General features: G+C 56.5%; 18 protein-coding genes. 4 read left to right on the top strand and 14 right to left on the bottom strand.

The genetic code is table 11. The features are described from left to right. Positions 1 to 25: 25 nt before the first annotated feature. From RO22_RS08640 to RO22_RS08615, 6 genes are all read right to left on the bottom strand, one after another. Positions 26 to 490 carry a low molecular weight protein-tyrosine-phosphatase gene (locus tag RO22_RS08640; protein ID WP_041158064.1) on the bottom strand — a complete coding sequence of 155 codons (465 nt, stop codon included), beginning with the start codon at positions 488 to 490 and terminating at the stop codon, positions 26 to 28. A gap of 74 nt (positions 491 to 564) precedes the next feature. Beyond that, entirely contained in the window at positions 565 to 1,353 is a 789-nt protein-coding gene (kdsB, locus tag RO22_RS08635; RefSeq protein ID WP_009286405.1) for a 3-deoxy-manno-octulosonate cytidylyltransferase, read from the bottom strand. After that, on the bottom strand, positions 1,353 to 1,586 hold the full coding sequence (locus RO22_RS08630; protein ID WP_022523886.1) for a Trm112 family protein: 234 nt from the start codon (positions 1,584 to 1,586) through the stop codon (positions 1,353 to 1,355). Before RO22_RS08630 ends, kdsB begins: the two co-directional genes overlap by 1 nt. Positions 1,587 to 1,599: 13 nt before the next feature. After that, positions 1,600 to 2,628 (bottom strand): tetraacyldisaccharide 4'-kinase, encoded by a 1,029-nt coding sequence (gene lpxK, locus RO22_RS08625; RefSeq protein WP_009286404.1) that lies wholly within the window; start codon positions 2,626 to 2,628, stop codon positions 1,600 to 1,602. Between the two features lie 38 nt (positions 2,629 to 2,666). After that, the gene (msbA, locus tag RO22_RS08620; protein WP_041158063.1) at positions 2,667 to 4,403 is read right to left on the bottom strand and encodes a lipid A export permease/ATP-binding protein MsbA; all 1,737 of its coding nucleotides are present in this window, start codon (positions 4,401 to 4,403) and stop codon (positions 2,667 to 2,669) included. A gap of 55 nt (positions 4,404 to 4,458) precedes the next feature. Continuing rightward, entirely contained in the window at positions 4,459 to 6,738 is a 2,280-nt protein-coding gene (locus tag RO22_RS08615; RefSeq protein ID WP_041158062.1) for a DNA internalization-related competence protein ComEC/Rec2, read from the bottom strand. A gap of 95 nt (positions 6,739 to 6,833) precedes the next feature. On the opposite strand from RO22_RS08615, the gene RO22_RS08610 reads away from it, so the two are divergent. Then, positions 6,834 to 7,391: a DUF2062 domain-containing protein gene (locus RO22_RS08610; protein ID WP_009286403.1), complete on the top strand. Its 558-nt coding sequence runs from the start codon at positions 6,834 to 6,836 to the stop codon at positions 7,389 to 7,391. A gap of 16 nt (positions 7,392 to 7,407) precedes the next feature. Here the strand turns inward: RO22_RS08610 and RO22_RS08605 are convergent, their stop codons facing one another. Both RO22_RS08605 and RO22_RS08600 read right to left on the bottom strand, forming a co-directional pair. Continuing rightward, complete coding sequence (locus RO22_RS08605; protein ID WP_022523890.1) at positions 7,408 to 8,121, bottom strand: ABC transporter ATP-binding protein; 714 nt, start codon at positions 8,119 to 8,121, stop codon at positions 7,408 to 7,410. A gap of 25 nt (positions 8,122 to 8,146) precedes the next feature. After that, on the bottom strand, positions 8,147 to 9,388 hold the full coding sequence (locus RO22_RS08600) for a lipoprotein-releasing ABC transporter permease subunit (protein ID WP_022523891.1): 1,242 nt from the start codon (positions 9,386 to 9,388) through the stop codon (positions 8,147 to 8,149). Positions 9,389 to 9,566: 178 nt separating this feature from the next. Between RO22_RS08600 and RO22_RS08595 the strand changes: the two genes are divergently transcribed. Together RO22_RS08595 and RO22_RS08590 are read left to right on the top strand one after the other, a co-directional pair. Then, positions 9,567 to 10,634 (top strand): agmatine/peptidylarginine deiminase, encoded by a 1,068-nt coding sequence (locus tag RO22_RS08595; protein WP_041158061.1) that lies wholly within the window; start codon positions 9,567 to 9,569, stop codon positions 10,632 to 10,634. Positions 10,635 to 10,644: 10 nt separating this feature from the next. After that, a complete protein-coding gene (locus tag RO22_RS08590; RefSeq protein WP_022523893.1) occupies positions 10,645 to 11,547 on the top strand; it encodes a carbon-nitrogen hydrolase in 903 nt (300 codons plus the stop codon). Positions 11,548 to 11,661: 114 nt separating this feature from the next. On the opposite strand, the gene RO22_RS08585 is transcribed toward RO22_RS08590, so the two are convergent. The 4 genes from RO22_RS08585 to RO22_RS08570 form a co-directional block, all read right to left on the bottom strand. Beyond that, positions 11,662 to 12,618 (bottom strand): Nudix family hydrolase, encoded by a 957-nt coding sequence (locus RO22_RS08585; protein ID WP_009286398.1) that lies wholly within the window; start codon positions 12,616 to 12,618, stop codon positions 11,662 to 11,664. 121 nt (positions 12,619 to 12,739) lie between these two features. Next, positions 12,740 to 13,969 (bottom strand): bifunctional glutamate N-acetyltransferase/amino-acid acetyltransferase ArgJ, encoded by a 1,230-nt coding sequence (gene argJ, locus RO22_RS08580; RefSeq protein ID WP_027959100.1) that lies wholly within the window; start codon positions 13,967 to 13,969, stop codon positions 12,740 to 12,742. A gap of 67 nt (positions 13,970 to 14,036) precedes the next feature. After that, a complete protein-coding gene (secA, locus tag RO22_RS08575) occupies positions 14,037 to 16,769 on the bottom strand; it encodes a preprotein translocase subunit SecA (protein WP_041158060.1) in 2,733 nt (910 codons plus the stop codon). 101 nt (positions 16,770 to 16,870) lie between these two features. Further along, entirely contained in the window at positions 16,871 to 17,221 is a 351-nt protein-coding gene (locus RO22_RS08570) for a hypothetical protein (protein ID WP_022523897.1), read from the bottom strand. Positions 17,222 to 17,331: 110 nt separating this feature from the next. Here RO22_RS08570 and RO22_RS08565 point away from each other — a divergent pair, with 110 nt between their 5' ends. Next, complete coding sequence (locus RO22_RS08565) at positions 17,332 to 17,793, top strand: DUF721 domain-containing protein (RefSeq protein WP_041158059.1); 462 nt, start codon at positions 17,332 to 17,334, stop codon at positions 17,791 to 17,793. A gap of 136 nt (positions 17,794 to 17,929) precedes the next feature. Here RO22_RS08565 and lpxC read toward each other — a convergent pair whose 3' ends face one another. Both lpxC and ftsZ read right to left on the bottom strand, forming a co-directional pair. After that, complete coding sequence (gene lpxC, locus RO22_RS08560; protein ID WP_009286396.1) at positions 17,930 to 18,841, bottom strand: UDP-3-O-acyl-N-acetylglucosamine deacetylase; 912 nt, start codon at positions 18,839 to 18,841, stop codon at positions 17,930 to 17,932. A gap of 134 nt (positions 18,842 to 18,975) precedes the next feature. Next, entirely contained in the window at positions 18,976 to 20,151 is a 1,176-nt protein-coding gene (gene ftsZ, locus RO22_RS08555; protein WP_022523898.1) for a cell division protein FtsZ, read from the bottom strand. Between the last annotated feature and the right edge of the window lie 2 nt (positions 20,152 to 20,153).

Below are 20,153 nucleotides of genomic sequence, written 5' to 3'. Positions count from 1 at the left end.
CTGTGCAGCCACACCATTAGCCCCATTACAGCTCTCGCTTAAGGTGTCGAATCAGCCCTTCTGATGCAGCTTCAATCATATCCAGAGCCTTCTCAAATCCCTCATCCCCGCCAAAATAGGGGTCTGGGACTTCAGCACCGGGGGTACCAGCAAAATCTAAAAACAGCCCAACATGCGCCTGGCTATTGGCAGGCTTCAGCTCGCGCATGGCGCGTAAATTGTCCTGATCCATGCCTAGCACGTAGTCGAATTGGGTAAAATCGTGTTCGCTTAGCTGGCGGGCATGCAGGTCGCTTATATCGATACCGCGCAGTAGTGCCGCCTGCTGCGCGCGGGCGTCTGGCGCTTTGCCGACATGCCAACTGCCGATGCCGCAGGAGTCTATCTCGACCTCATCGGCCAACCCTGCTCGCTCAAGAGCACGACGAAAAACACCTTCGGCGGTCGGTGAACGGCAAATATTGCCTAAACATACAAATAATACTTTCACGATAGCTCCTTAAAAACTGAGCTGCCCAAGCAAGCGCCCGCCCCTGCGCTAAACCGGCAACGCCCGAACCCGCGCTAGGCCAGCAGCGCCCGAATCCGCGCTAGATCCTCGGCCGTATCAACACCGGCAGGGTTTACTTCGCAGGCCAATGCCACTTGAATAGCGTGACCATTCTGCAGCGCACGCAACTGTTCAAGCTGTTCAAGCTGTTCGAGGCTTGAGGCTGGCCAGTCTCGGTAGGCAGCTAGAAAACCGGCACGATACGCATAGAGACCGATATGGCGCAGCCAGGCATCGGTTGCCAGCATGGTCGGTGGCGCTTTGAACTGCTCACGATCCCAGGGGATAGGGGCCCGTGAGAAATACAGCGCGCGGCCTTGTAGCGTTCGCACCACCTTGACCACGTTGGGATTAAACAGCGTGTCCACGTCATTGATAGGCTCCGCCAGCGTGGCTATCGACGCTCCGGGATCGTCGGCTAGGCGCAGAGCCACCTGGTCGATCAGCGCGGGAGGAATCAGCGGCTCATCGCCCTGCACATTCACCAGCAGCGCATCATCCGTCAATGCCAATATACCAGCCACCTCGGCTAATCGGTCGGTGCCCGAGGGGTGATCGTCGCGGGTCATGATCACTTCGGCGCCGTAGGGCAGCATGGCATCACGAATACGGCTATCGTCTGTTGCCACGACCACTCGGCTGGCGTGGCTTTGGCAAGCACGGCGCCATACGTGAGCGACCATCGGTTCCCCGGCAATATCAAGCAGTGGCTTGCCGGGCAGCCGGGTAGAGCCGTAGCGAGCAGGTACGACGACGGTAAAATCAGGCACCTTGAAATCAACCATGTCATCAAAGACAGCCATTAAGCGTCTCCTAAACGCTCTTGGGAACGTCCTGGAGAGCGTCCTGGAGAAGTAGGCAGCTTTTCATCAGCATCCATCACGCGAGCCTCTTCCGGCAACATCACCGGAATCCCCTCTTTGATCGGATAGGCAAGGCCATCGTAGTGGCAGCGCAGCTCTTGAGCATCGCGATCATACTTCAGCTTACCGTTACACAACGGGCAGACCAGCATTGCCAGCAGTTCCTTATCCATGCGCTTATCTCCTTTAGGAAAGTGCCGACAGCCGCGCTGCCAGCCAGTGCTCAAATTCGGGTGGAAGGGATGCCTCCACATCTAATACCCAACTGTTAGGCGGGGCCAGGGCGTAACACTTAACGGCGTCTTTAGCGGTCATAATCACTGGGCGGGTATCTGCAAAGCTTAGCGCGCCCGCACTAAAGTGCTGGTGGTCGGCCAACGGGTGCCACTCGCCCTCAACACCCAACGCGGAGAGTGTACGAAAAAAGCGCTCGGGATGCCCGATACCTGCCACCGCGTGCACCGGCAGCGTAAACGGCAGCGGCGCAAGCGGAAAACGTGCGCCGTCATCAAGGCGGCGCCAGCGCAGCGGCGCCAGCTGCATAGTAGTGGCTGCCTGCATAATAGACGGAGTAAGCGACAAAGAGGGCTGTGAGTCGCCGTTAATGATCACCGCGTCAACACGCTGCAACCGGCTGGGCGACTCGCGCAGCGGCCCGGCGGGCAGGCAGCGCCCGTTGCCCAATCCACGGTCACCATCCACAACCACCAACTCAATATCTCGATCCAGTGCCAAGTGCTGTAAACCGTCGTCGCTCAAGATAATATCGCAGCCCTTCTCGATCAGTGCCTGAACACCGCGCACGCGATTGGGGTCTGCGGCCACTGGCAGTCCCGTCTGCTGTGCCAGCATCAGCGGCTCATCACCGCTTTCGACAACGTTCGTGTCGGCGGTGACCAGCAGCGGGTAACTGGGCGCATTTCCGCCATAGCCGCGGCTAACGATACCTGGCGACCAGCCTTGGGCCACCAGCCAGCCAGCTAGCCACGCCACCAGCGGCGATTTACCCGTCCCCCCCAAGGTGATATTGCCTACCACGATAACCGGCACCGGCGCCTTCCAAGTAGCTTTTTGGCCGCTAGAGTATTCCCGCTCCCGCCGCGCCATGGCCCACTGATAAAGCGCCCCTAAAGGCCTCAACGGCGATAGCCAGCGGCTGCCCTGGTAAGCGCCTTGCAGCCAGCGCTCCGCCAGCGTTCTCTTGGCAAAGCTCATAACGATAGGCTCATATCAAAAGGCTCATATCGATAGCCTCATGGCGCTTCTTGAAACTGCAGTTGATGCAGCGCCGCGTAGGCGCCATCGGCATCAAGCAGCGACTGATGCGACCCCTCTTCGATAATGCGCCCCTGATCCATCACCACAATCCGGTCAGCCCGCTCTATGGTAGAGAGGCGGTGGGCGATGACCAGCGTGGTGCGCCCTTCACAGACTCGCTCAAGGGCTTTTTGAATATAGCGCTCGGATTCTGTATCCAACGCAGAAGTGGCCTCATCCAGCACCAGTAGCGGCGCGTCCTTGAAGATCGCCCGGGCAATCGCCAGCCGCTGGCGTTGGCCGCCCGAGAGCATCACGCCATTTTCACCCACGGTGGTGGCATAACCATTGGGAAGCTTATCGATAAACTCATGGGCATAGGCGGCTTCAGCCGCAGCCTGAACAGCCTGGGGATCAGGATTGGCCACCCCGTAAGCAATATTATCGGCAATCGAGGCGTTAAATAGCGTCACCTGCTGCGACACCAGAGCAATCTGCTGGCGCAGTGGGCCAAGCGCGTATTCATCAACATTAATGCCATCGATAGTAATACTGCCTTGAGTGGGGCAGTAAAAACGCGGCAGCAAGCTGACCAGAGTGGACTTGCCGCTCCCCGAACGCCCGACTATCGCCACCAGTTCGCCCGGTGCTATGCGTAGATTAATATCGTGCAGGACTTCGGGCTGGTCGTCGGCATAGCGGAAGCTAACATGATCGATCACGACATCGCCGTTTAAACGGCTGGCAATATGTTTGCCACTATCCTCTTCAGGGGTCATATCCAGCAATCCGAAAAGCTCTGACGCGGCCGCCAGGCCTTTCTGAATTTCACCGTTAATCTCGGTCAGTTGACGTACCGGCTTGATCATCAGGGCAGCCGCGGTAATAAAGGCCACAAACTCACCAGGCGTCATGTTCTCCATCAGCGAGGGTGCCATGGCCAGCCAGACCAGTAGCGCCATGGAGATGGCCACCAACATCAGAATCACAGGGGAACTGACCGCACGGGTCATGGCTTCTTTCATACTTTGGCGGCGATTCTCTTCACTGACCCGCTCAAAGCGCTGCTTTTCATACGGCTCTGCGCCGTGGGTGCGCACTACCCGATAGCCCGACAGCGCTTCCGAGGCAATATGGGTGACATCGCCCATGGAGTGCTGAATGCGTTTTGAAATGCGTCTAAAGCGCTTGCTGACGTAGCTTACCACCACGGCAATGATCGGCGTCACGCCCAAAAACAGCAGCGTTAGCATCCAGTTAGTCCAGAGTAGATAGAGCACCAAGCCGACGACGAACAGGCCTTCCCGAAGAATAATCGTCACCGCTTTGGTGGCCGCCCCCGCGACTTGCTCAACGTGGTAGGTCACCCGTGATACCAGTTGACCGCTGGAGTGATGGTCAAAAAACCAGCCCGGCAGATGGAGTAGATGGGCAAACACGTCGCAACGCAGGGTATGAATCACGTAGCGGCCCACATAGGCCATGAAGTAGGTGCTTAAAAAAGTACCTAACCCCCGGGCGGAAAACATAATAATTACAAACAGCGGTAGAAAGAACCGAAACGCCGCATCTGGGTTTTGAATGCCATCAATTAATCGCTTCATCATTTCCGCCAGCGCGGTACTCGACGCGGCGTAAACCACAAAGCCCACTATCGCTAGCGCAAAAGCTCGCCAATGCGGCTTCACATAGCCCAACAACCGCTTATAAATACCCCAACCTGAATCAGTCACACGCGCTCCTGGCCATAGTGTGCAATCGGAGAATTCTACCTGATGGCGACGCGCTTCAACACTGGTTGCGTCGCCCTGGCAATGGTCGCGTTGTTTCAACCTGGATGGGCTGGGCCGCTTTTAGCCAAAAACGCAGTGCGCCGTCATGCGCCGTGTTCCATAGACAGCTGCCCTGCTGGCGAAAACGGCGCACGACAGAATCTACCGGATGTTGAAACGCATTACTCCGCCCGGCGCTAAATATCACATGCTCAGGAGCGATGGAACGTACGAACTGGATACCCGAGCTGGTGCCGCTGCCATGGTGCCCTGCCACCAATACACTAACAGGCGGCTCCACCTCTCGCAGAAAGCGACGCTCTACCTCAGTGCTCACATCCCCCGTAATCAGCAGTCTCTGCTCACCAGCGCTCACCTCAAGTACGCAGGAGCGATCGTTGGCAGATAAATCGTTATCACCCGCGGGCGGCCAGAGAATACGGTAACTCACCCCATCACGCTGCCATGTTTGACCACGCTGACAATCAATACCGGAAATTGGCAGCGCCTCACCTGCAGGAGCCATCCACTGTTTGACCCGATGATCGGCTAACAATGCGCTGATACCGCCCGCATGGTCATTATCAGCGTGGCTGACTAACACTTGATCAAACAACTGCCCCGGTGACCAAAGCGCCTCCAGAGGCATAAAACCACTACGAAAGCGAGGGCCGGTGTCGTAGAGCAGGCGATAATGCGCGCTGCGCAGTTCTATCAACTGCCCCTGCCCCACATCATGGACGCTGACTCTGAGCGCATTGGGGGGAATCGATGACGGAAGCGACCACCAGGGCAGCGCAACGATCAGCGCTGAGGCTGCCAGCCGTAAGCTTGGCAGCACGGCAGGTAGCCCCCAGCATAACGACAGTAGCAACAGTGCGAGGGAGAGCGGATACGTTAACGACCGATCAGGTTCCCATAGTGGCCAGTGCTGCACCACCAGCGTCAGCAACAGGTGGAAAACGCTTAGCGCCTGCTCAAACAGCCACCATACCGTCTCTCCCACCATGGGCAGAGGTGACAGCAGCCACCCCAGCAGTGCGGTCGGCACCATCACCGAGCTTACCCAGGGTACGGCGACTAAATTGATCAATGGAGCAGCGGGTGCCACTCGCCCAAAGGCCACCAATACGGCGGCGGCCATTAGCGGGGCTAGCAGCAGTTGCGATCTCACCAGCGCCCAGCACCAGCCCTTTATCCCTTGAGGGCGCCGCCGCCCCTGCCAAATAATAATCAGCCACGCCACTGCCACAAACGATAGCCACATCCCTGGACGCCATAGCGCTAGCGGATCGACAATAAGTACCAGCGCGAGTGCCAGCCACCAGCCCTGCCAAGCTCCCGGCGCATGCCGACCACTCAGCACCCACAGCCCGATCAATGTCATCACCATCGCCCGCATAGCCGGTGGCGCCATTCCGGCAAGGGTGGCGTAACTGACACAAGCTAGCGCTGCCAACCACCACGGCCAGGTGCGCATACGCCAGTTGGTGGGCGTTGCAAACCGAGCGACTGATTTGGCTAGCAGCAGTACAAATGAGGCCACCAGCCCGACATGCAAGCCTGAAATCACCACCAGATGCGTGGTTCCGGTAGCATTCAGCAGCGACCAGTCGTCTTGGGTAAGCTGTTCGCTATCGCCTAACGTCAACGCTGCCAGCCAACGTTTGGTTCGATCGTCGAGAGGCTGGCGGGCTAAAAAATCCAGCGCTAGCTGGCGCAAAGAAGGGCCCGCAGAAGAAAGCCGAACCGGCGCTGGCTCCTGGCGCAAGTAGCCGGTGGCGTGGATTCCCTCACGCCACAGCCACTGCTCATAATTGAAGGCATCAGGATTGGCAAAGCCACTTGGGGGACGCAAACGAAGCGTCATTTGCCACTGCTCGCCGGGCCTAAAGCGAACATCGCTATAAGCGGTAATGCGCACCTTGGTGAGCGCGGAACAGCTGGGCCGTTGTGCCAGGCTAGTCGAAGAGCTTTGACACTGATCAACGCTTAACAGCAGGCGCGTGGCATTACCCACCGGTTGGGCGGTCAACACGGTTGCCTCAACAGCAAGATCTTCTCCGCTTAGGCCCGTCGGTAAGCGACTCCCCCACTCTTCTTGTACGCCAGTGAAGACCCAGGCGCCGATCAGCAGCCATATACCAAATCGCGGGCACCGCCCCACTACCAGCAACGCGGCTACCAACACCCAGCCAAACGCATTTGGAGTCACCTCTGCGGTGTGGAAATACCAGGCAAAAATACCTCCTGCAAGTGCTGCAAGCGCCGCGGGCATGGCAACACCTAACCGCATAGAGCCCTCCAGCGAATGTTCATTAATGGCCTAGCATAGCCGAAGAGTGGCTCTATATGGATAATGAGCCACATCGATAGGCAAGAGTATCCGCCATGCCGCGCAGATTCCTGCAGCGCTACATGCCCAAACCCGACACTATCAGGAAACAGCGCTCGCTACGCTTTATTGCACCGCTGATTGCAGACCCGGGGTTGTGGCTTCTAACTCGCCGAAGCGTTGCCAATGCGTTTAGCGTGGGCGTGTTTTGCGCGATGCTGCCCATCCCCTTTCAGATGGTCGTTGCCGCGCTAGGCGCGCGCCTAACACGCTGCAATTTAGCCCTCTCGGTAGGCTTGGTATGGATTACTAATCCATTAACGATGCCGCTGATTTTTTACGGCAACTACTGGATTGGCACCTTTATCCTCGGCGCGCCCGTGCGGGAGGCCCCTTCGCGTATTTCAACGCACTGGATCGCCGAACAGATGCACGACATTATGCCGCCACTGATCGTCGGCTCGTTGGTAACAGCGATCATATTAGCCATCGTGGTCAATATTGGCATTCGCTTGATCTGGCGCTGGCACGTCTCCCATAACTGGAAACGCCGCCGCCAGATACGTCGGCAGCGGCGTGCGCAGATAGAAGCAGAATTTGACGATAAGGTTTAATGATTGAACCCGACGGTTAAAGCGCCGGCGCCTGCTCGACCAACTTACCCGCATCCAGTTTAAGCACGCGGTCTTGATGGGCCGCCAGGCTAACGTCATGGGTCACAATCACGAATGCACAGGCGCTCTCTTTGGCCAGTTCATCCATTAGTGCCAAAATAGTCGCCGCCGTGGTTTGATCCAGATTGCCCGTGGGCTCATCCATCAGCACCAAACTAGGATCGGTGACCAACGCACGGGCAATCGCCACGCGCTGGCGCTCCCCGCCGGAAAGCTCACCCGGCTTATGATCCGCCCGCGGCTGCATGCCTACCCGCTCGAGTATCTGCATGGCACGCTTCTCGGCCGCCTTTTTCGACTGACCGCGAATAATCAGCGGTAACGCCGCATTTTCGAGTGCAGTGAATTCCGCCAATAGATGGTGGAATTGATACACAAACCCGATGTAGCGGTTACGAAAGCTGCCAAGCGCCGCTTCATTCAGCCCTGATAGAGGCTCACCGGCGATAACGACGCTGCCTTCACTAGGGCGGTCAAGACCGCCCAGCAGGTTTAACAGCGTTGTCTTACCTGACCCCGAGCTGCCGACGATGGCCACCCGTTCCCCGGCGCGCACCTGCAAATTGAGCTTATCCAGTACCGTCAGATCCTGGGGGCCTTCGCTGTAGGTTCGTGTCAGCGTCTGGCAATCGAGCATGACGGCAGCTTCTTGCCCTGTATTTATCGACATCGTGTCATCCTTATTCCTGAAGCCATTATTCATAGCGCAACACATCCGCCGGCTGAACTTTTGCCGCCCGCCAAGCGGGATAAAGTGTCGACAGGAACGTCAGACCAAAGGCGGCCAATACGATACGACTGACATCATTCCACTGCAGGCGTGAAGGCAGGTCGCTAATGAAATAGACCCCAGCATCCAGGAACTGAATCCCCAGCGTTCCTTCCACCCAGCCAATCAGATCCGCAATGGTCAGCGCCAGCAGCACACCCACGGCCACCCCAACAGCGATACCAATCAGCCCGATGGCCATGCCCTGAACAATAAAAATCCCCATAATCGAGCTCGGTTTAGCACCGATCGTCCGCAGAATGGCGATATCCGCGCGCTTATCGGTCACCACCATAACCAGCGTAGAGACGATGTTGAAAGCTGCCACGGCGATAATCACGGTTAACAGCAGCGCGATCATGCGCTTTTCCATCTGTATCGCCTGGAAAAGATTGCCTTGAGAGAACGTCCAGTCGCTGCCCCGATACTCCGGGCCAAGCTCATTGAGAATCGCTTGGGTCTCGCTACTGGCGGCAAACAGATCATCCAGCTGTAGACGCAGCCCGCCAACCGCATCACCCAGGCGCGCAAGGGTCTGCATATCTTCAATATTGGCGTAGGCCAAATTAGCGTCTAGTTCGGCACCGACGCTAAAAATACCGCTAACGGTAAAGCGTTTTAAGCGAGGAAAAACACCGGCGGGCGTGATTGATGCTTCGGGCACCAGCAGCGTTACTCGATCGCCCACGCCAACGCCCAGGTTGCGTGCCAGCATTGAGCCCAGCACCACGTGCCACTCACCGGGCACCAGATCGGTCAATTCACCTTGGCGCATATGCTCACCAATGATCGACACTCGGTCTTCCCATTCCGGGTTGATACCGTTGACCATGGCTCCCTGATTACGCCCGCCCACGGAGAACATACCTTGTTGCTCAACGTAGGGCGCCGCACCAATGACCCGCTCCCTTTGCATAAGCTCTTCAGCCAGAGCCTGCCATTCAACCATGCCCTCCCGGGACTCAATTTTAGCGTGGGGCACCATGCCTAAAATACGTGTGCGCAGCTCATGGTCGAAGCCGTTCATCACCGACAGCACCAAAATAAGTACGGCGACCCCCAGCATTAGCCCCAACATCGAGGTGAGCGAAATAAACGAAATAAAGTGGTTCCGGCGTTTAGCGCGCACGTAGCGCAGCCCCACCAGAAAAGGCAAACGATCAAGCATGGCGTCATTCCTTATCAATAAGCGCTCATGGTACGGTTTTTTTAGTCTCTCTGCATGTTCAAACGGCCATTAGAGCGGCCTTCGCCGTGAGCGTTCATAATAAAAACGTTACGCTTGCAACTTGCCCCGCCACACCCTACATTGCGCCGATTTACTGCTGACAGTGGGCTGCGCTTTTATGACGTATCGTTTGCTACCCGAATGGTATCCCCAAGATGGGATACAACTGACCTGGCCACGCCCAGACGGCGATTGGGCGCCTCTGCTTGCGCGCATCGAAGCCACCCTCGAACGTATCGTGATGGCCACCGCACGCTATCAGCGCGTGCTTATTTGCGTACCAGACGAACTAACCAAACAGCGCCTGGCCGATACTTTTCACGCCTACGCTGTGCCCGCTGAACGCCTGCAGCTTATTGTCGCACCCACCGACGATACCTGGGCGCGGGATCATGGCCCGATCAGCGTGGTCGATGAAGATGGCCAATGTGTCTTGCTCGACTACACGTTCACCGGCTGGGGTGGAAAATTTCCCGCCGAACGCGATAACTTGCTCACCCAGTGGCTTGCCGATGCGGGCGCCTGGGCCTGCCCGGTGGCCTCGCGGAATCTGGTACTGGAAGGCGGCGGTATAGAAACTGACGGCGAAGGCACCCTGCTCACCACCGAAGCATGCCTGCTTAACCCCAACCGTAACCCCACGCTATCCCGAGCAGAGGTAGAAGCGCAGCTTGGCGAAGACTTCGGCGTTGACCGTGTGCTGTGGCTGGCCAACGGCCATTTAGAGGGCGATGATACCGACAGCCATATTGATACCCTGGCACGCTTCTGCAACCCAACCACCATCGCCTATGTGCGTTGTGACGACCCTCACGACCCGCACTACGCGGCCTTGGCGACGATGGAGCAAGAACTGCAGTCTTTCCGGCAACGCAATGGTGAACCCTACCGGCTTGTTCCACTGCCCTGGCCCCAAGCCTGCTTTGACCCGGAAGATGGCCACCGCCTGCCCGCCACCTACGCAAATTTCCTGATCATCAATCAGGCCGTACTGGTGCCTACCTACGGCGACCCGGCGGATGTCACTGCACTGAACGCGCTAGCGGTTGCTTTTCCTGAGCACACGCTAATTCCGATTGAGTGCGTAAGCGTTATTCGCCAACATGGCAGCCTGCACTGTTTAACCATGCAGCTTCCACAAGGCACGCTTGCCCGGGGCACGCCTGCCACGACCGCTATTTGCTAAAGGAGTCACCATGTCGACAACGCTAACCGTCGCTGTTGTGCAGCAACCCGCGTGGCCGGACAAAGCCCAAAGCCTGTCAGCAAGCGAAGAAGGTATCCGTAGCGCCGCTAAACAAGGCGCGCAGTTGGTACTGCTACAAGAACTGCACGCCACCCACTACTTCTGCCAATTTGAAGACCCTGCCCTGTTTGATCTAGCGGAACCGCTGGATGGCCCTACCGGCCAGCGCCTGGCGGCGCTCGCTAAAGAGTTGAATATTGTGCTGGTTGGGTCGCTATTTGAACGCCGCGCTCCAGGGCTATACCACAATACTGCGGTGGTCTATGACCGCGCCAAGGGCCGGGTAGGTCAGTATCGTAAGATGCACATTCCCGATGATCCCGGGTTTTATGAGAAGTTTTACTTCACGCCGGGTGATCATGACAGCACCCGCGGAGAAGGCTTTACTCCGATCGAAACATCCGTGGGCCGTCTCGGCGTCTTGGTCTGCTGGGATCAGTGGTACCCCGAAGCCGCCCGTCTTATGGCGCTAGCCGGTGCCGATTTACTGCTCTACCCCACGGCGATCGGCTGGGATCCCAATGACGACGGGGAAGAAAAGAGCCGCCAAAAAGATGCCTGGACAGTGATTCAGCGCGCCCACGGTGTCGCCAACGGCTTGCCGGTTCTAGTCGCCAACCGGGTTGGCTTTGAGGCGGATCATTCTGGGGTGGGAGACGGCATTCAGTTCTGGGGCGGCAGCTTCGTCTGCGGACCACAAGGTGAACTATTGGCCCATGCGGGGGAAGAGACTGAACAGTTAGTCGTTCAGCTGGATATGGCGCGCAGTGAAAATACCCGCCGCATCTGGCCCTATCTGCGCGATCGTCGTGTGGACGCTTATGGGGATCTGACTCGCCGCTACCGCGACTAGTAGGCTTGGCCTTAGTCTTAAAGATGAAAACGTAAAAACGCCTGCCTTGGCTAAATACCGAGGCAGGCGTTTTTCATTATATAACGCTCTTTTTATGCGTTCTGGCTTGGCGTGTTATTTCCAGAAATCGCGGATCGATGCGATTCCTTGAGCGCCCACGGCACGGGCATGATTGGCATCAAAGCGCGTCATGCCACCCAGTGCGAATACCGGCATGCCTGCGCGCTCTACCAACTGCTGGAAATCATGCCAGCCGAGCGGGAATACTTCCGGGTGTGACGGTGTGGTGCGCAGCGGCGATAAGCTAACAAAGTCGCAGCCTAACACCGCCGCCTGGGTAAGCTGGGTTTGGTTGTGTGTTGATGCGGACAGCCACTTGCTTTCGGCAATCGGACGACGCTCGAGCTGCATCAAACGCTCGCTGGTCAAATGAATGCCATCGGCGTCAATGTGATCAAGCAGCGTCGGCTCACCATTGAGCAGCAGTCGCGCGCCGTGCTTACGACACAGGCTCAAGGCACGCTGGGCACGAGCCAGATAAGCCGCTTCATCCAACTGCTTGGCGCGCAGTTGTACCAGGCGAATTTTGTCTTCACGCAGCGCGCGTTCCAAAAACGCATCGAAACGCGCCTCATCCAACTCTTCCCCGGTAATTAAATACTCGGTAGGCAACCTTACCGCTCGCAGAATCGGCAAATTAGCCGCCGGGAAGGGGTAGTTGGAGAGCTCGCTCATGGGCACCCAGCGCACCGCCTGCCCTTCACGACCAAAGGGCTCGCCAGCAAACTCATGCACTTGCCATACATCGAGCAAGATATGCTTGTCGGGGTACTCATGGTGGACGCGAATCAACGGCTGGGCACAAACAATCTCAACGCCTAGCTCTTCGTGCAGCTCACGCTTTAACCCTTCAAGACCTGTTTCATAAGGGGCCAGTTTGCCGCCTGGAAACTCCCAAAGCCCGCCATGATCTACGTTTGATGGCCGACGAGCGATCAGTACTTGCTGTTGATCGGCGCTGATAATCGCTGCCGCCGCGACGTGAACCCGTCGTTTTACCTTTATGCTCATAGACTCATATACTCGTTACGTCTTTATCCACTGCGTGCACCAATGCTAAAGGCATCGGTGCTATATCGCTGCGTGTGCCCACTACCCCTGCCAACCAACGCCCCACACAGGGGGAGACTGATTAGCTGCGGTAATCCGCGTTAATAGACACATAGTCATGGGAGAGGTCGGAGGTCCATACCGTGGCACTTTCCTCGCCGCGCCCCAAGTTAATGCGAATGGTAATTTCTGACTCGGCCATGACGGCGCTTCCTGCCGCTTCGGTATAGCCTGCAGCACGCCCGCCATTTTCAACTAGACGTACATCGCCTAAATCAATCACCACACGGTTGACATCAAAGTCGCTTACAGGCGCTCGTCCTACCGCGGCCAAAATACGTCCCCAATTAGCATCTGAAGCGTAAAGCGCTGTTTTGACTAGCGGTGAGTGCGCAACAGTAAAGGCCACATCGAGCGCCTCTTGACGACTTTTCGCTTCGTCGACCTGAAGGGTAACGAATTTGGTTGCGCCCTCGGCGTCGCGAATAATCGCCTGCGCCAGCTCGGTCATTACCCGCTGCAAGGCGTTGCTGAAAACGGCAATCTGCTCATCATCGGCAATGCGGGGGCCTGTGCCGGTCGCTGCCAACATACAAGCGTCATTGGTAGAGGTATCGCTATCCACCGTGATGCAGTTAAACGAGCGATCGACGGTTTCACGCAGTAGCCGATCCAGCAGCGGTGCTTCGATAGTTGCATCGGTCACCACAAAGCCCAGCATGGTCGCCATATTGGGCTTGATCATGCCAGACCCTTTCGTGATGCCGTTAATCGTTACCTGCTGATTGCCTATTTCAACCGTGACACTGGCGCCTTTGGCACGAGTATCGGTGGTTAAAATACCTTGGCCTGCGTGTTCCCAGGCAACACTGTCGCTGGCCATGCTTTCAAGCGCCGGTGCCAATCCCGCTAGCAGACGCTCCATCGGCAGCGGCTCGCCAATTACGCCGGTTGAAAACGGCAGCACGTCCTGCGACGACACACCGGCTTGTTTAGCCAGTTCTGCACAGCTAGCCCTGGCATCCCGCAAACCTGCTTCACCCGTACCTGCGTTAGCATTGCCAGTGTTGATCAGCCAAAAGCGTGGCGAACGGTGTTCTGCCCGGCACTGCTCGAGGTGTTGCTTGGCCACCAAAACGGGCGCTGCGCAGAACGCATTACGGGTAAAGACCCCAGACACCGTCACGGTCTCGGGCAGTTCAATCACCACTACATCACGACGATCCGGCTTTTTGATACCCGCCATTGCAACCCCCAGGCGCACCCCTTTTAGGGGTGGCAACTCTGGAAAGGGAGTGTTTCCAACCGCCATGATTTTCTCCTTTAGACAAAGACCGTTTCACAGACCGTCTCAAAAAACGGTCTCAAAACGGGCGCCGTTAGCTTAGTTTTCCACAGCACTGCTTGTACTTTTTACCCGAGCCACAAAAACACGGGTCGTTGCGGCCCACTTTCGGGCCTTCGCGACGCACAGGGCGGCCATCAACACCAGGCGCTTCCTGCTCAGTTTCGGGCTGCTCCTGGGTCGGGGTGTCATGACGGCTTGCCGCCGTGGCGGTTTCCCGCGCCAGCGCTTCGCGGCGCTGTTGCTCAAGGGCGTCTACTTCCTCGGGCTGACGAACCTGTACGTGGCTCAGAATACGCGTCACATCGGCTTTAATGTGCTCTAACAGCTGCTGGAAGAGTTCAAAGGATTCACGCTTGTACTCTTGCTTGGGGTTTTTCTGAGCATAGCCACGTAGGTGGATACCGCGACGCAAATGATCCATCGACTGAAGGTGTTCTTTCCAACGCGTGTCCAGCACTTGCAGCATGACCTGCTTCTCAAAGCGACGAATCAGCTTCTCGCCAGCCGCCTCGATTTTGGCTGCATAGGCCTCGCGGTGCATAGTCTGCAGCCGTTCACGCAACTGCTCTTCACTAAAGCGATCATCTTCGGCGGCCCATTTAACCACCGGTGCGTCAAGGTTGAACTCCGTCTTCAAGTGCGCTTCCAAGCCGGGCAGATCCCACTGCTCGGGCAGGCTTTGGGGCGGCACGTAGTCGCTGATGGCCGTCTCCATCACCTCTTCGCGGATACCAATAACGGCATCAGCCACATCGTCCGCGGCCAGAATCTCATTGCGCTGGTCGTAGATCACCCGGCGCTGATCGTTGGCAACGTCGTCGTACTCAAGTAGCTGCTTACGAATATCGAAGTTACGCCCTTCAACTTTCTTCTGGGCACGCTCAACGGCGTTAGAGACCATTTTATGCTCAATGGCTTCGCCATGCTCAAGCCCCAATGCCTGCATCAAGCGTTTGACGCGGTCAGAGCCGAACAGGCGCATCAGACTATCTTCAAGCGACAAGAAGAAGCGCGTTGAGCCGGGGTCACCCTGGCGTCCGGCACGGCCACGCAGCTGGTTATCGATACGCCGGGACTCGTGGCGTTCAGAGCCCACCACATGCAGGCCGCCAGCGGCGAGCACACCATCATGGCGCGCTTGCCACTCGACTTTTAACGCTTCAATCTGTTCTTGGCTAGGGTTTTGCAGCTTGGCGACTTCGGCCTCCCAGTTACCCCCTAGAACGATATCGGTGCCACGACCGGCCATGTTGGTGGCGATCGTAATCGCCCCTGGGCGGCCTGCCTGAGCAATGATCTCCGCTTCACTCTGGTGCTGCTTGGCGTTAAGCACATTGAACGTAAGACCCGCCTCGCGCATCAGCTTGGCAAGGTACTCGGATGTCTCAATAGAAGCCGTACCCACCAACACTGGACGCCCGGCTTCGGTCTCGGTTTTGACATCTTTGATGATCGCTTCGTACTTCTCTTCAGCGCTCAAATAAACCAGATCGTTGAGGTCTTTACGGGCCAGTGGCCGATTGGTGGGAATCACCACCACGTCGAGGCCGTAAATTTGCCGAAACTCAAAGGCTTCAGTATCCGCCGTACCGGTCATCCCGGCGAGTTTTTCATACAGACGGAAGTAGTTCTGGAACGTCGTTGAGGCTAGCGTTTGGCTTTCGCGCTGCACCGTGACGCCCTCTTTGGCCTCGACGGCTTGGTGCAACCCTTCCGACCAGCGGCGCCCGGGCATAGAGCGGCCGGTGTGCTCGTCGACGATCACCACCTGACCTTCAGAGATGATGTAGTCGACATCACGGTTATAGAGATGGCGGGCGCGCAGCGCCGAGTGCATATGCTGAAGCAAGTTAAGGTTTTGCGCGGCATACAGCGACTCGTCATCGCCCAATAAACCTTCAGCGCGCATCAGCTCTTCAACTTTATTATGCCCTTGCTCGGTTAACTCTACTTGCTTCTGCTTCTCGTCGACCAAGAAGTCACCAACAACCGTGGCTTCCTCATCTTCAATCTCTTCGCCTTTTTCAAGCTGCTGGGCAAGTTGATTGACGACTTTATAGAGGTCGGTATTCTCATCGACCGCACCGGAAATAATCAGCGGCGTACGCGCTTCATCGATAAGAATCGAGTCAACCTCATCGACAATCGCATAGTGCAGGCCACGCTGAACTTTATCTTCTAACGAGAACGCCATGTTATCGCGTAGATAATCGAAGCCGAACTCGTTGTTGGTGCCATAGGTAATATCACACTGGTACGCATGACGCTTCTCTTCGCCTGTCTGGCCGGAGAAAATGACGCCAATGGTAAGGCCCAGAAATTCATACAGCGGACGCATCCACTCAGCATCACGGCGAGCCAAGTAGTCGTTCACCGTGACCACGTGCACCCCTTTACCCGGCAATGCATTCAGGTACACCGCCAGCGTCGCCACCAGCGTTTTACCCTCACCGGTTTTCATTTCAGCGATGCGGCCACGGTGCAGGGTCATGCCGCCTACCATCTGCACATCGAAGTGACGCATGCCCATAACGCGCTTACTGGCTTCTCGCACGATCGCAAAGGCGGGCGCTAACAGCGAATCAAGCGACTCACCGGCTTCTAAGCGCTGGCGCAGCTCGGCGGTTTTACCTTGCAGTTCAGCATCGCTAATCGCCTCAAGCTCTGCTTCTAATGCGTTAACCTGCGGCACCTTCTTGTGCATGCGTTTGACATCGCGGTCGTTTTTAGAGCCCACGACTTTTCGTAATAAATTATTAAGCATGAAATATCCAAGTATTCACGAGCGTCCCAGCGGACATTGCCCTTTCAATGCATGCTGTTTATCTCTAGAGCATGCACAAAGTAGATGTATTATCGACAGACTTAGCGGGAAGGCGGGCCGCGCTGGGTCAAGACATCCCGGGCGGCGACCAGCATAGCCATCGGGGCTAGCCAGAGACATAGACGCCGAACAGGCGCAAAGCGCTGGGGGCTTTGAGCAAAACGTTGCAGCGCGCGCCGACGCCTGGCCACCCAGTGGGACTGGGCGCGTAAAATCGCGGGCACCCAGAAACAGATCGTGACGCTACGCTCACCGCCGCGGAATGCATCTGCAGGGCCTAAACTGGCGGGTAAAAGACAACTCACCAACAGACCGGCCAGCCACCAACGCGCTAAACCGTAACGGCGATGGCGCCGCGGCAAAGCTGATTGAACATCAAGCGTAGGTGACATGCTGTAGACCGGCTCCTGAGCGTGGTAGAGTTTACTAATCAGCCATCGGCGAAGGTGGCCGACGTCATTAGTAGCGGTGCCTAAACAGCAGCACCCTAGGAATTAAGCGTATGAGTATAAAGGTTAAGCGTTCTCGCGCACAGCCCATCGCCCGTCTGCTCTCCAAGTCGGGTGATATTAATCAGTTAATGCGCCTATCTCGTCTCATCGATCAGGCCCAGCGACACTTGCGCGCCCACTTGCCCGAAGAGATGCGCGAACATATTTTTGTGGGTGGCTTTAGCGAAGGTCGTTTAACCCTGATTAGCGGTCAGGCAAGCTGGCTGACGTGGTTACGCTTCGAACAGCGGCGCTTATTGGAACTGCTCCATCAACTGCCTGGCTTTGAAGGAGCCAGCGGCTTTACCTTTAAGGTACGCCCTGTACGCCCTATTGTGGCACCAAAGCGTAACACGCGTAGTCTGTCGGCCGACGCGGGCAAAACCCTTTCCGAGTGCGCTGAAGATACTACCAATCCAGCGCTAAAACGTGCCTTGGAACGGCTTGCATCTCATGCTCGGCCAGCCAAGTAACGCTCACACCATTTCTCTTCCCATCAGGCTTAGTGCCTTATCGCCACACTCTTAAAAGCATAAAGCACCGCCTAAGCGATGCTTTATGAATCAAAAAGTAAAAAAGCGCTAATATAAAAAGCGAAGCCTAGCTACATCACGCCATTGCAGGTGCGGCATAAGAGATCGGCGCAACCGCCTTTTCCTCTTCAAAGGTGACAATTTCATAGGCATCGGGCTGCGCCATCAATTCGCGACAGAGCTGATTATTGAGTGCGTGGCCAGATTTCACCCCACGGAACTCGCCGATCAGGCTATAACCCAGCTGGTACAAGTCACCGATAGCATCCAATACTTTGTGCTTAACAAACTCATCTTCGTAGCGCAGGCCGCCTTCATTAACGATGCGGTAATCATCCACCACAATGGCGTTGTCTAGACTTCCGCCTAGCGCCAGATTGTTAGAGCGTAAGAACTCTAAGTCGCGCATAAACCCGAAAGTACGTGCACGGGAAACTTCTTTAACGAAGGACGTGGTCGAGAAATCGATCAACGCGGTCTGTTTCTGCTGCTCAAAAACAGGATGATCAAAGTCGATTGCAAAGGAGACTTTGAACCCTTGATGGGGTAAGAACACCGCTTCTTTATCGCCATCGGTCACCGCTACACGGTGCTTGATACGAATGAATTTCTTCGCAGCATCCTGCTCTAAAATTCCCGCTGATTGGATTAAAAACACAAATGGACTCGCACTGCCGTCCATAATAGGCACTTCAGGTTCACTAACATCCACATAGGCGTTATCGATACCCAACCCAGCAAAGGCCGACATCAGGTGCTCAACGGTAGCTACCTTGACCCCGTTAAACACAAGAGCAGTACATAGCTTGGTATCTTCAACCAATTCTGCCCGTGCGGGAACGTGCGCAACGGGATCCAGATCGGTTCTAACAAACACAATCCCAGTATTGGCCGGCGCCGGACGCAGAGCTAAGTGGACTTTTTTGCCAGAATGCAGGCCCACTCCGGTGGCGCGAATGACGTTTTGTAGGGTGCGTTGTCTGATCATGGATAGTAGCCGAGCTCTAATGACGGTAATAACCGCAGGGGAAAAGTTATCAAACAGTGTTCACTTTAACAGCAAACGAGCGTTTTAGCCAATAAAACGCTCGCTCGCTGTTGCAATGAGCCTGATAGCGAGAATCAATCCGCCTGACGGCGTAGAAACGCGGGGATGTCCAGATAGTCATCGGCTTCGGAAGCGCGACGCTTTTCAGGACGCGGTTTTGCGGCCGCTTCGGGTGCTTCAGCGCGTGCTGTTGCCTGCTGACGCATTACCGTTGGCTGTTGCAACTTGCGGTAATCCGAGGACTCTGCAGCTGACCGACGGGCAGGCTCGCGCGCGGCCGCCTTAGGCTTTTGCCCATCCAAGCCGGCGGCAACAACAGTGACACGCAGTTCGTCGGACATTTCCATATCAATGGAGGTGCCGACGACAATGGTGGCATCTGGAGACGCAAACTCCTGGACGGTAGCGCCTACATCGTTGAACTCGCCGATCGACAAATCGGGGCCTGCAGTAATGTTGACCAAGATACCGCGTGCGCCGTGAAGGTCGATATCTTCCAGCAGCGGGCTGCGGATCGCTTTCTCGGCGGCTTCGCGAGCACGATTTTCACCCGTGGCACCACCGGTACCCATCATCGCCATGCCCATTTCAGACATAACGGTGCGCACATCAGCAAAATCGACGTTGATGATGCCCGGGCTGGTGATCAGTTCTGCGATACCTTGAACAGCCCCCAGCAGCACATCGTTCGCCGCACTAAAGGCCGTCAGTAGCGTGGCACTCTTGCCCAGCACAGAAAGCAATTTTTCATTAGGAATAGTGATCAGCGAATCCACGTGCTCAGAGAGCTCTTTCATGCCCTCTTCAGCAGCGCGCATACGCTTTGGCCCTTCAAAGGGGAAGGGGCGCGTCACTACCGCAACGGTGAGAATCCCCAGTTCCTTGGCGACCTGGGCAACCACCGGCGCACCTCCTGTGCCCGTACCACCGCCCATACCAGCAGTGATGAAGACCATATCGGCACCGACCAGCAATTCCGCAATGCGTTCGCGGTCTTCCATTGCGGCTTGGCGGCCCACGTCGGGATTGGCACCTGCGCCTAATCCTTTAGTGATTTCGCTACCCAATTGCAACACCGTCTTCGCTGCACAGCGTTTCAGCGCCTGGGCGTCCGTGTTGGCGCAGATAAACTCAACGCCTTCAATATTGCTTTCGACCATGTGGTTAACAGCATTGCCGCCACCGCCGCCAACGCCAACCACTTTGATGACCGCACTGCTCGAGGGTGCGTTATCTACCAATTCGAACATAA

The organism is Halomonas sp. KHS3, assembly GCF_000830495.1.
Lineage (GTDB): Bacteria > Pseudomonadota > Gammaproteobacteria > Pseudomonadales > Halomonadaceae > Vreelandella > Vreelandella titanicae.
The sequence above is the reverse complement of the archived record's forward strand: the minus strand, read 5'-3'. Positions and strand labels throughout refer to the sequence as shown.

What these genes read in the sequence shown, in the direction of transcription:
- kdsB (WP_009286405.1), bottom strand. Translation starts at nt 1,353, where the DNA reads ATGGCTGTCTTTGATGACATGGTTGATTTCAAGGTGCCTGATTTTACC.
- RO22_RS08630 (WP_022523886.1), bottom strand. Translation starts at nt 1,586, where the DNA reads ATGGATAAGGAACTGCTGGCAATGCTGGTCTGCCCGTTGTGTAACGGT.
- lpxK (WP_009286404.1), bottom strand. Translation starts at nt 2,628, where the DNA reads ATGAGCTTTGCCAAGAGAACGCTGGCGGAGCGCTGGCTGCAAGGCGCT.
- RO22_RS08615 (WP_041158062.1), bottom strand. Translation starts at nt 6,738, where the DNA reads ATGCGGTTAGGTGTTGCCATGCCCGCGGCGCTTGCAGCACTTGCAGGA.
- RO22_RS08610 (WP_009286403.1), top strand. Translation starts at nt 6,834, where the DNA reads ATGCCGCGCAGATTCCTGCAGCGCTACATGCCCAAACCCGACACTATC.
- RO22_RS08605 (WP_022523890.1), bottom strand. Translation starts at nt 8,121, where the DNA reads ATGTCGATAAATACAGGGCAAGAAGCTGCCGTCATGCTCGATTGCCAG.
- RO22_RS08600 (WP_022523891.1), bottom strand. Translation starts at nt 9,388, where the DNA reads ATGCTTGATCGTTTGCCTTTTCTGGTGGGGCTGCGCTACGTGCGCGCT.
- RO22_RS08595 (WP_041158061.1), top strand. Translation starts at nt 9,567, where the DNA reads ATGACGTATCGTTTGCTACCCGAATGGTATCCCCAAGATGGGATACAA.
- RO22_RS08590 (WP_022523893.1), top strand. Translation starts at nt 10,645, where the DNA reads ATGTCGACAACGCTAACCGTCGCTGTTGTGCAGCAACCCGCGTGGCCG.
- RO22_RS08585 (WP_009286398.1), bottom strand. Translation starts at nt 12,618, where the DNA reads ATGAGCATAAAGGTAAAACGACGGGTTCACGTCGCGGCGGCAGCGATT.
- argJ (WP_027959100.1), bottom strand. Translation starts at nt 13,969, where the DNA reads ATGGCGGTTGGAAACACTCCCTTTCCAGAGTTGCCACCCCTAAAAGGG.
- secA (WP_041158060.1), bottom strand. Translation starts at nt 16,769, where the DNA reads ATGCTTAATAATTTATTACGAAAAGTCGTGGGCTCTAAAAACGACCGC.
- RO22_RS08570 (WP_022523897.1), bottom strand. Translation starts at nt 17,221, where the DNA reads ATGTCACCTACGCTTGATGTTCAATCAGCTTTGCCGCGGCGCCATCGC.
- RO22_RS08565 (WP_041158059.1), top strand. Translation starts at nt 17,332, where the DNA reads ATGAGTATAAAGGTTAAGCGTTCTCGCGCACAGCCCATCGCCCGTCTG.
- lpxC (WP_009286396.1), bottom strand. Translation starts at nt 18,841, where the DNA reads ATGATCAGACAACGCACCCTACAAAACGTCATTCGCGCCACCGGAGTG.
- ftsZ (WP_022523898.1), bottom strand. Translation starts at nt 20,151, where the DNA reads ATGTTCGAATTGGTAGATAACGCACCCTCGAGCAGTGCGGTCATCAAA.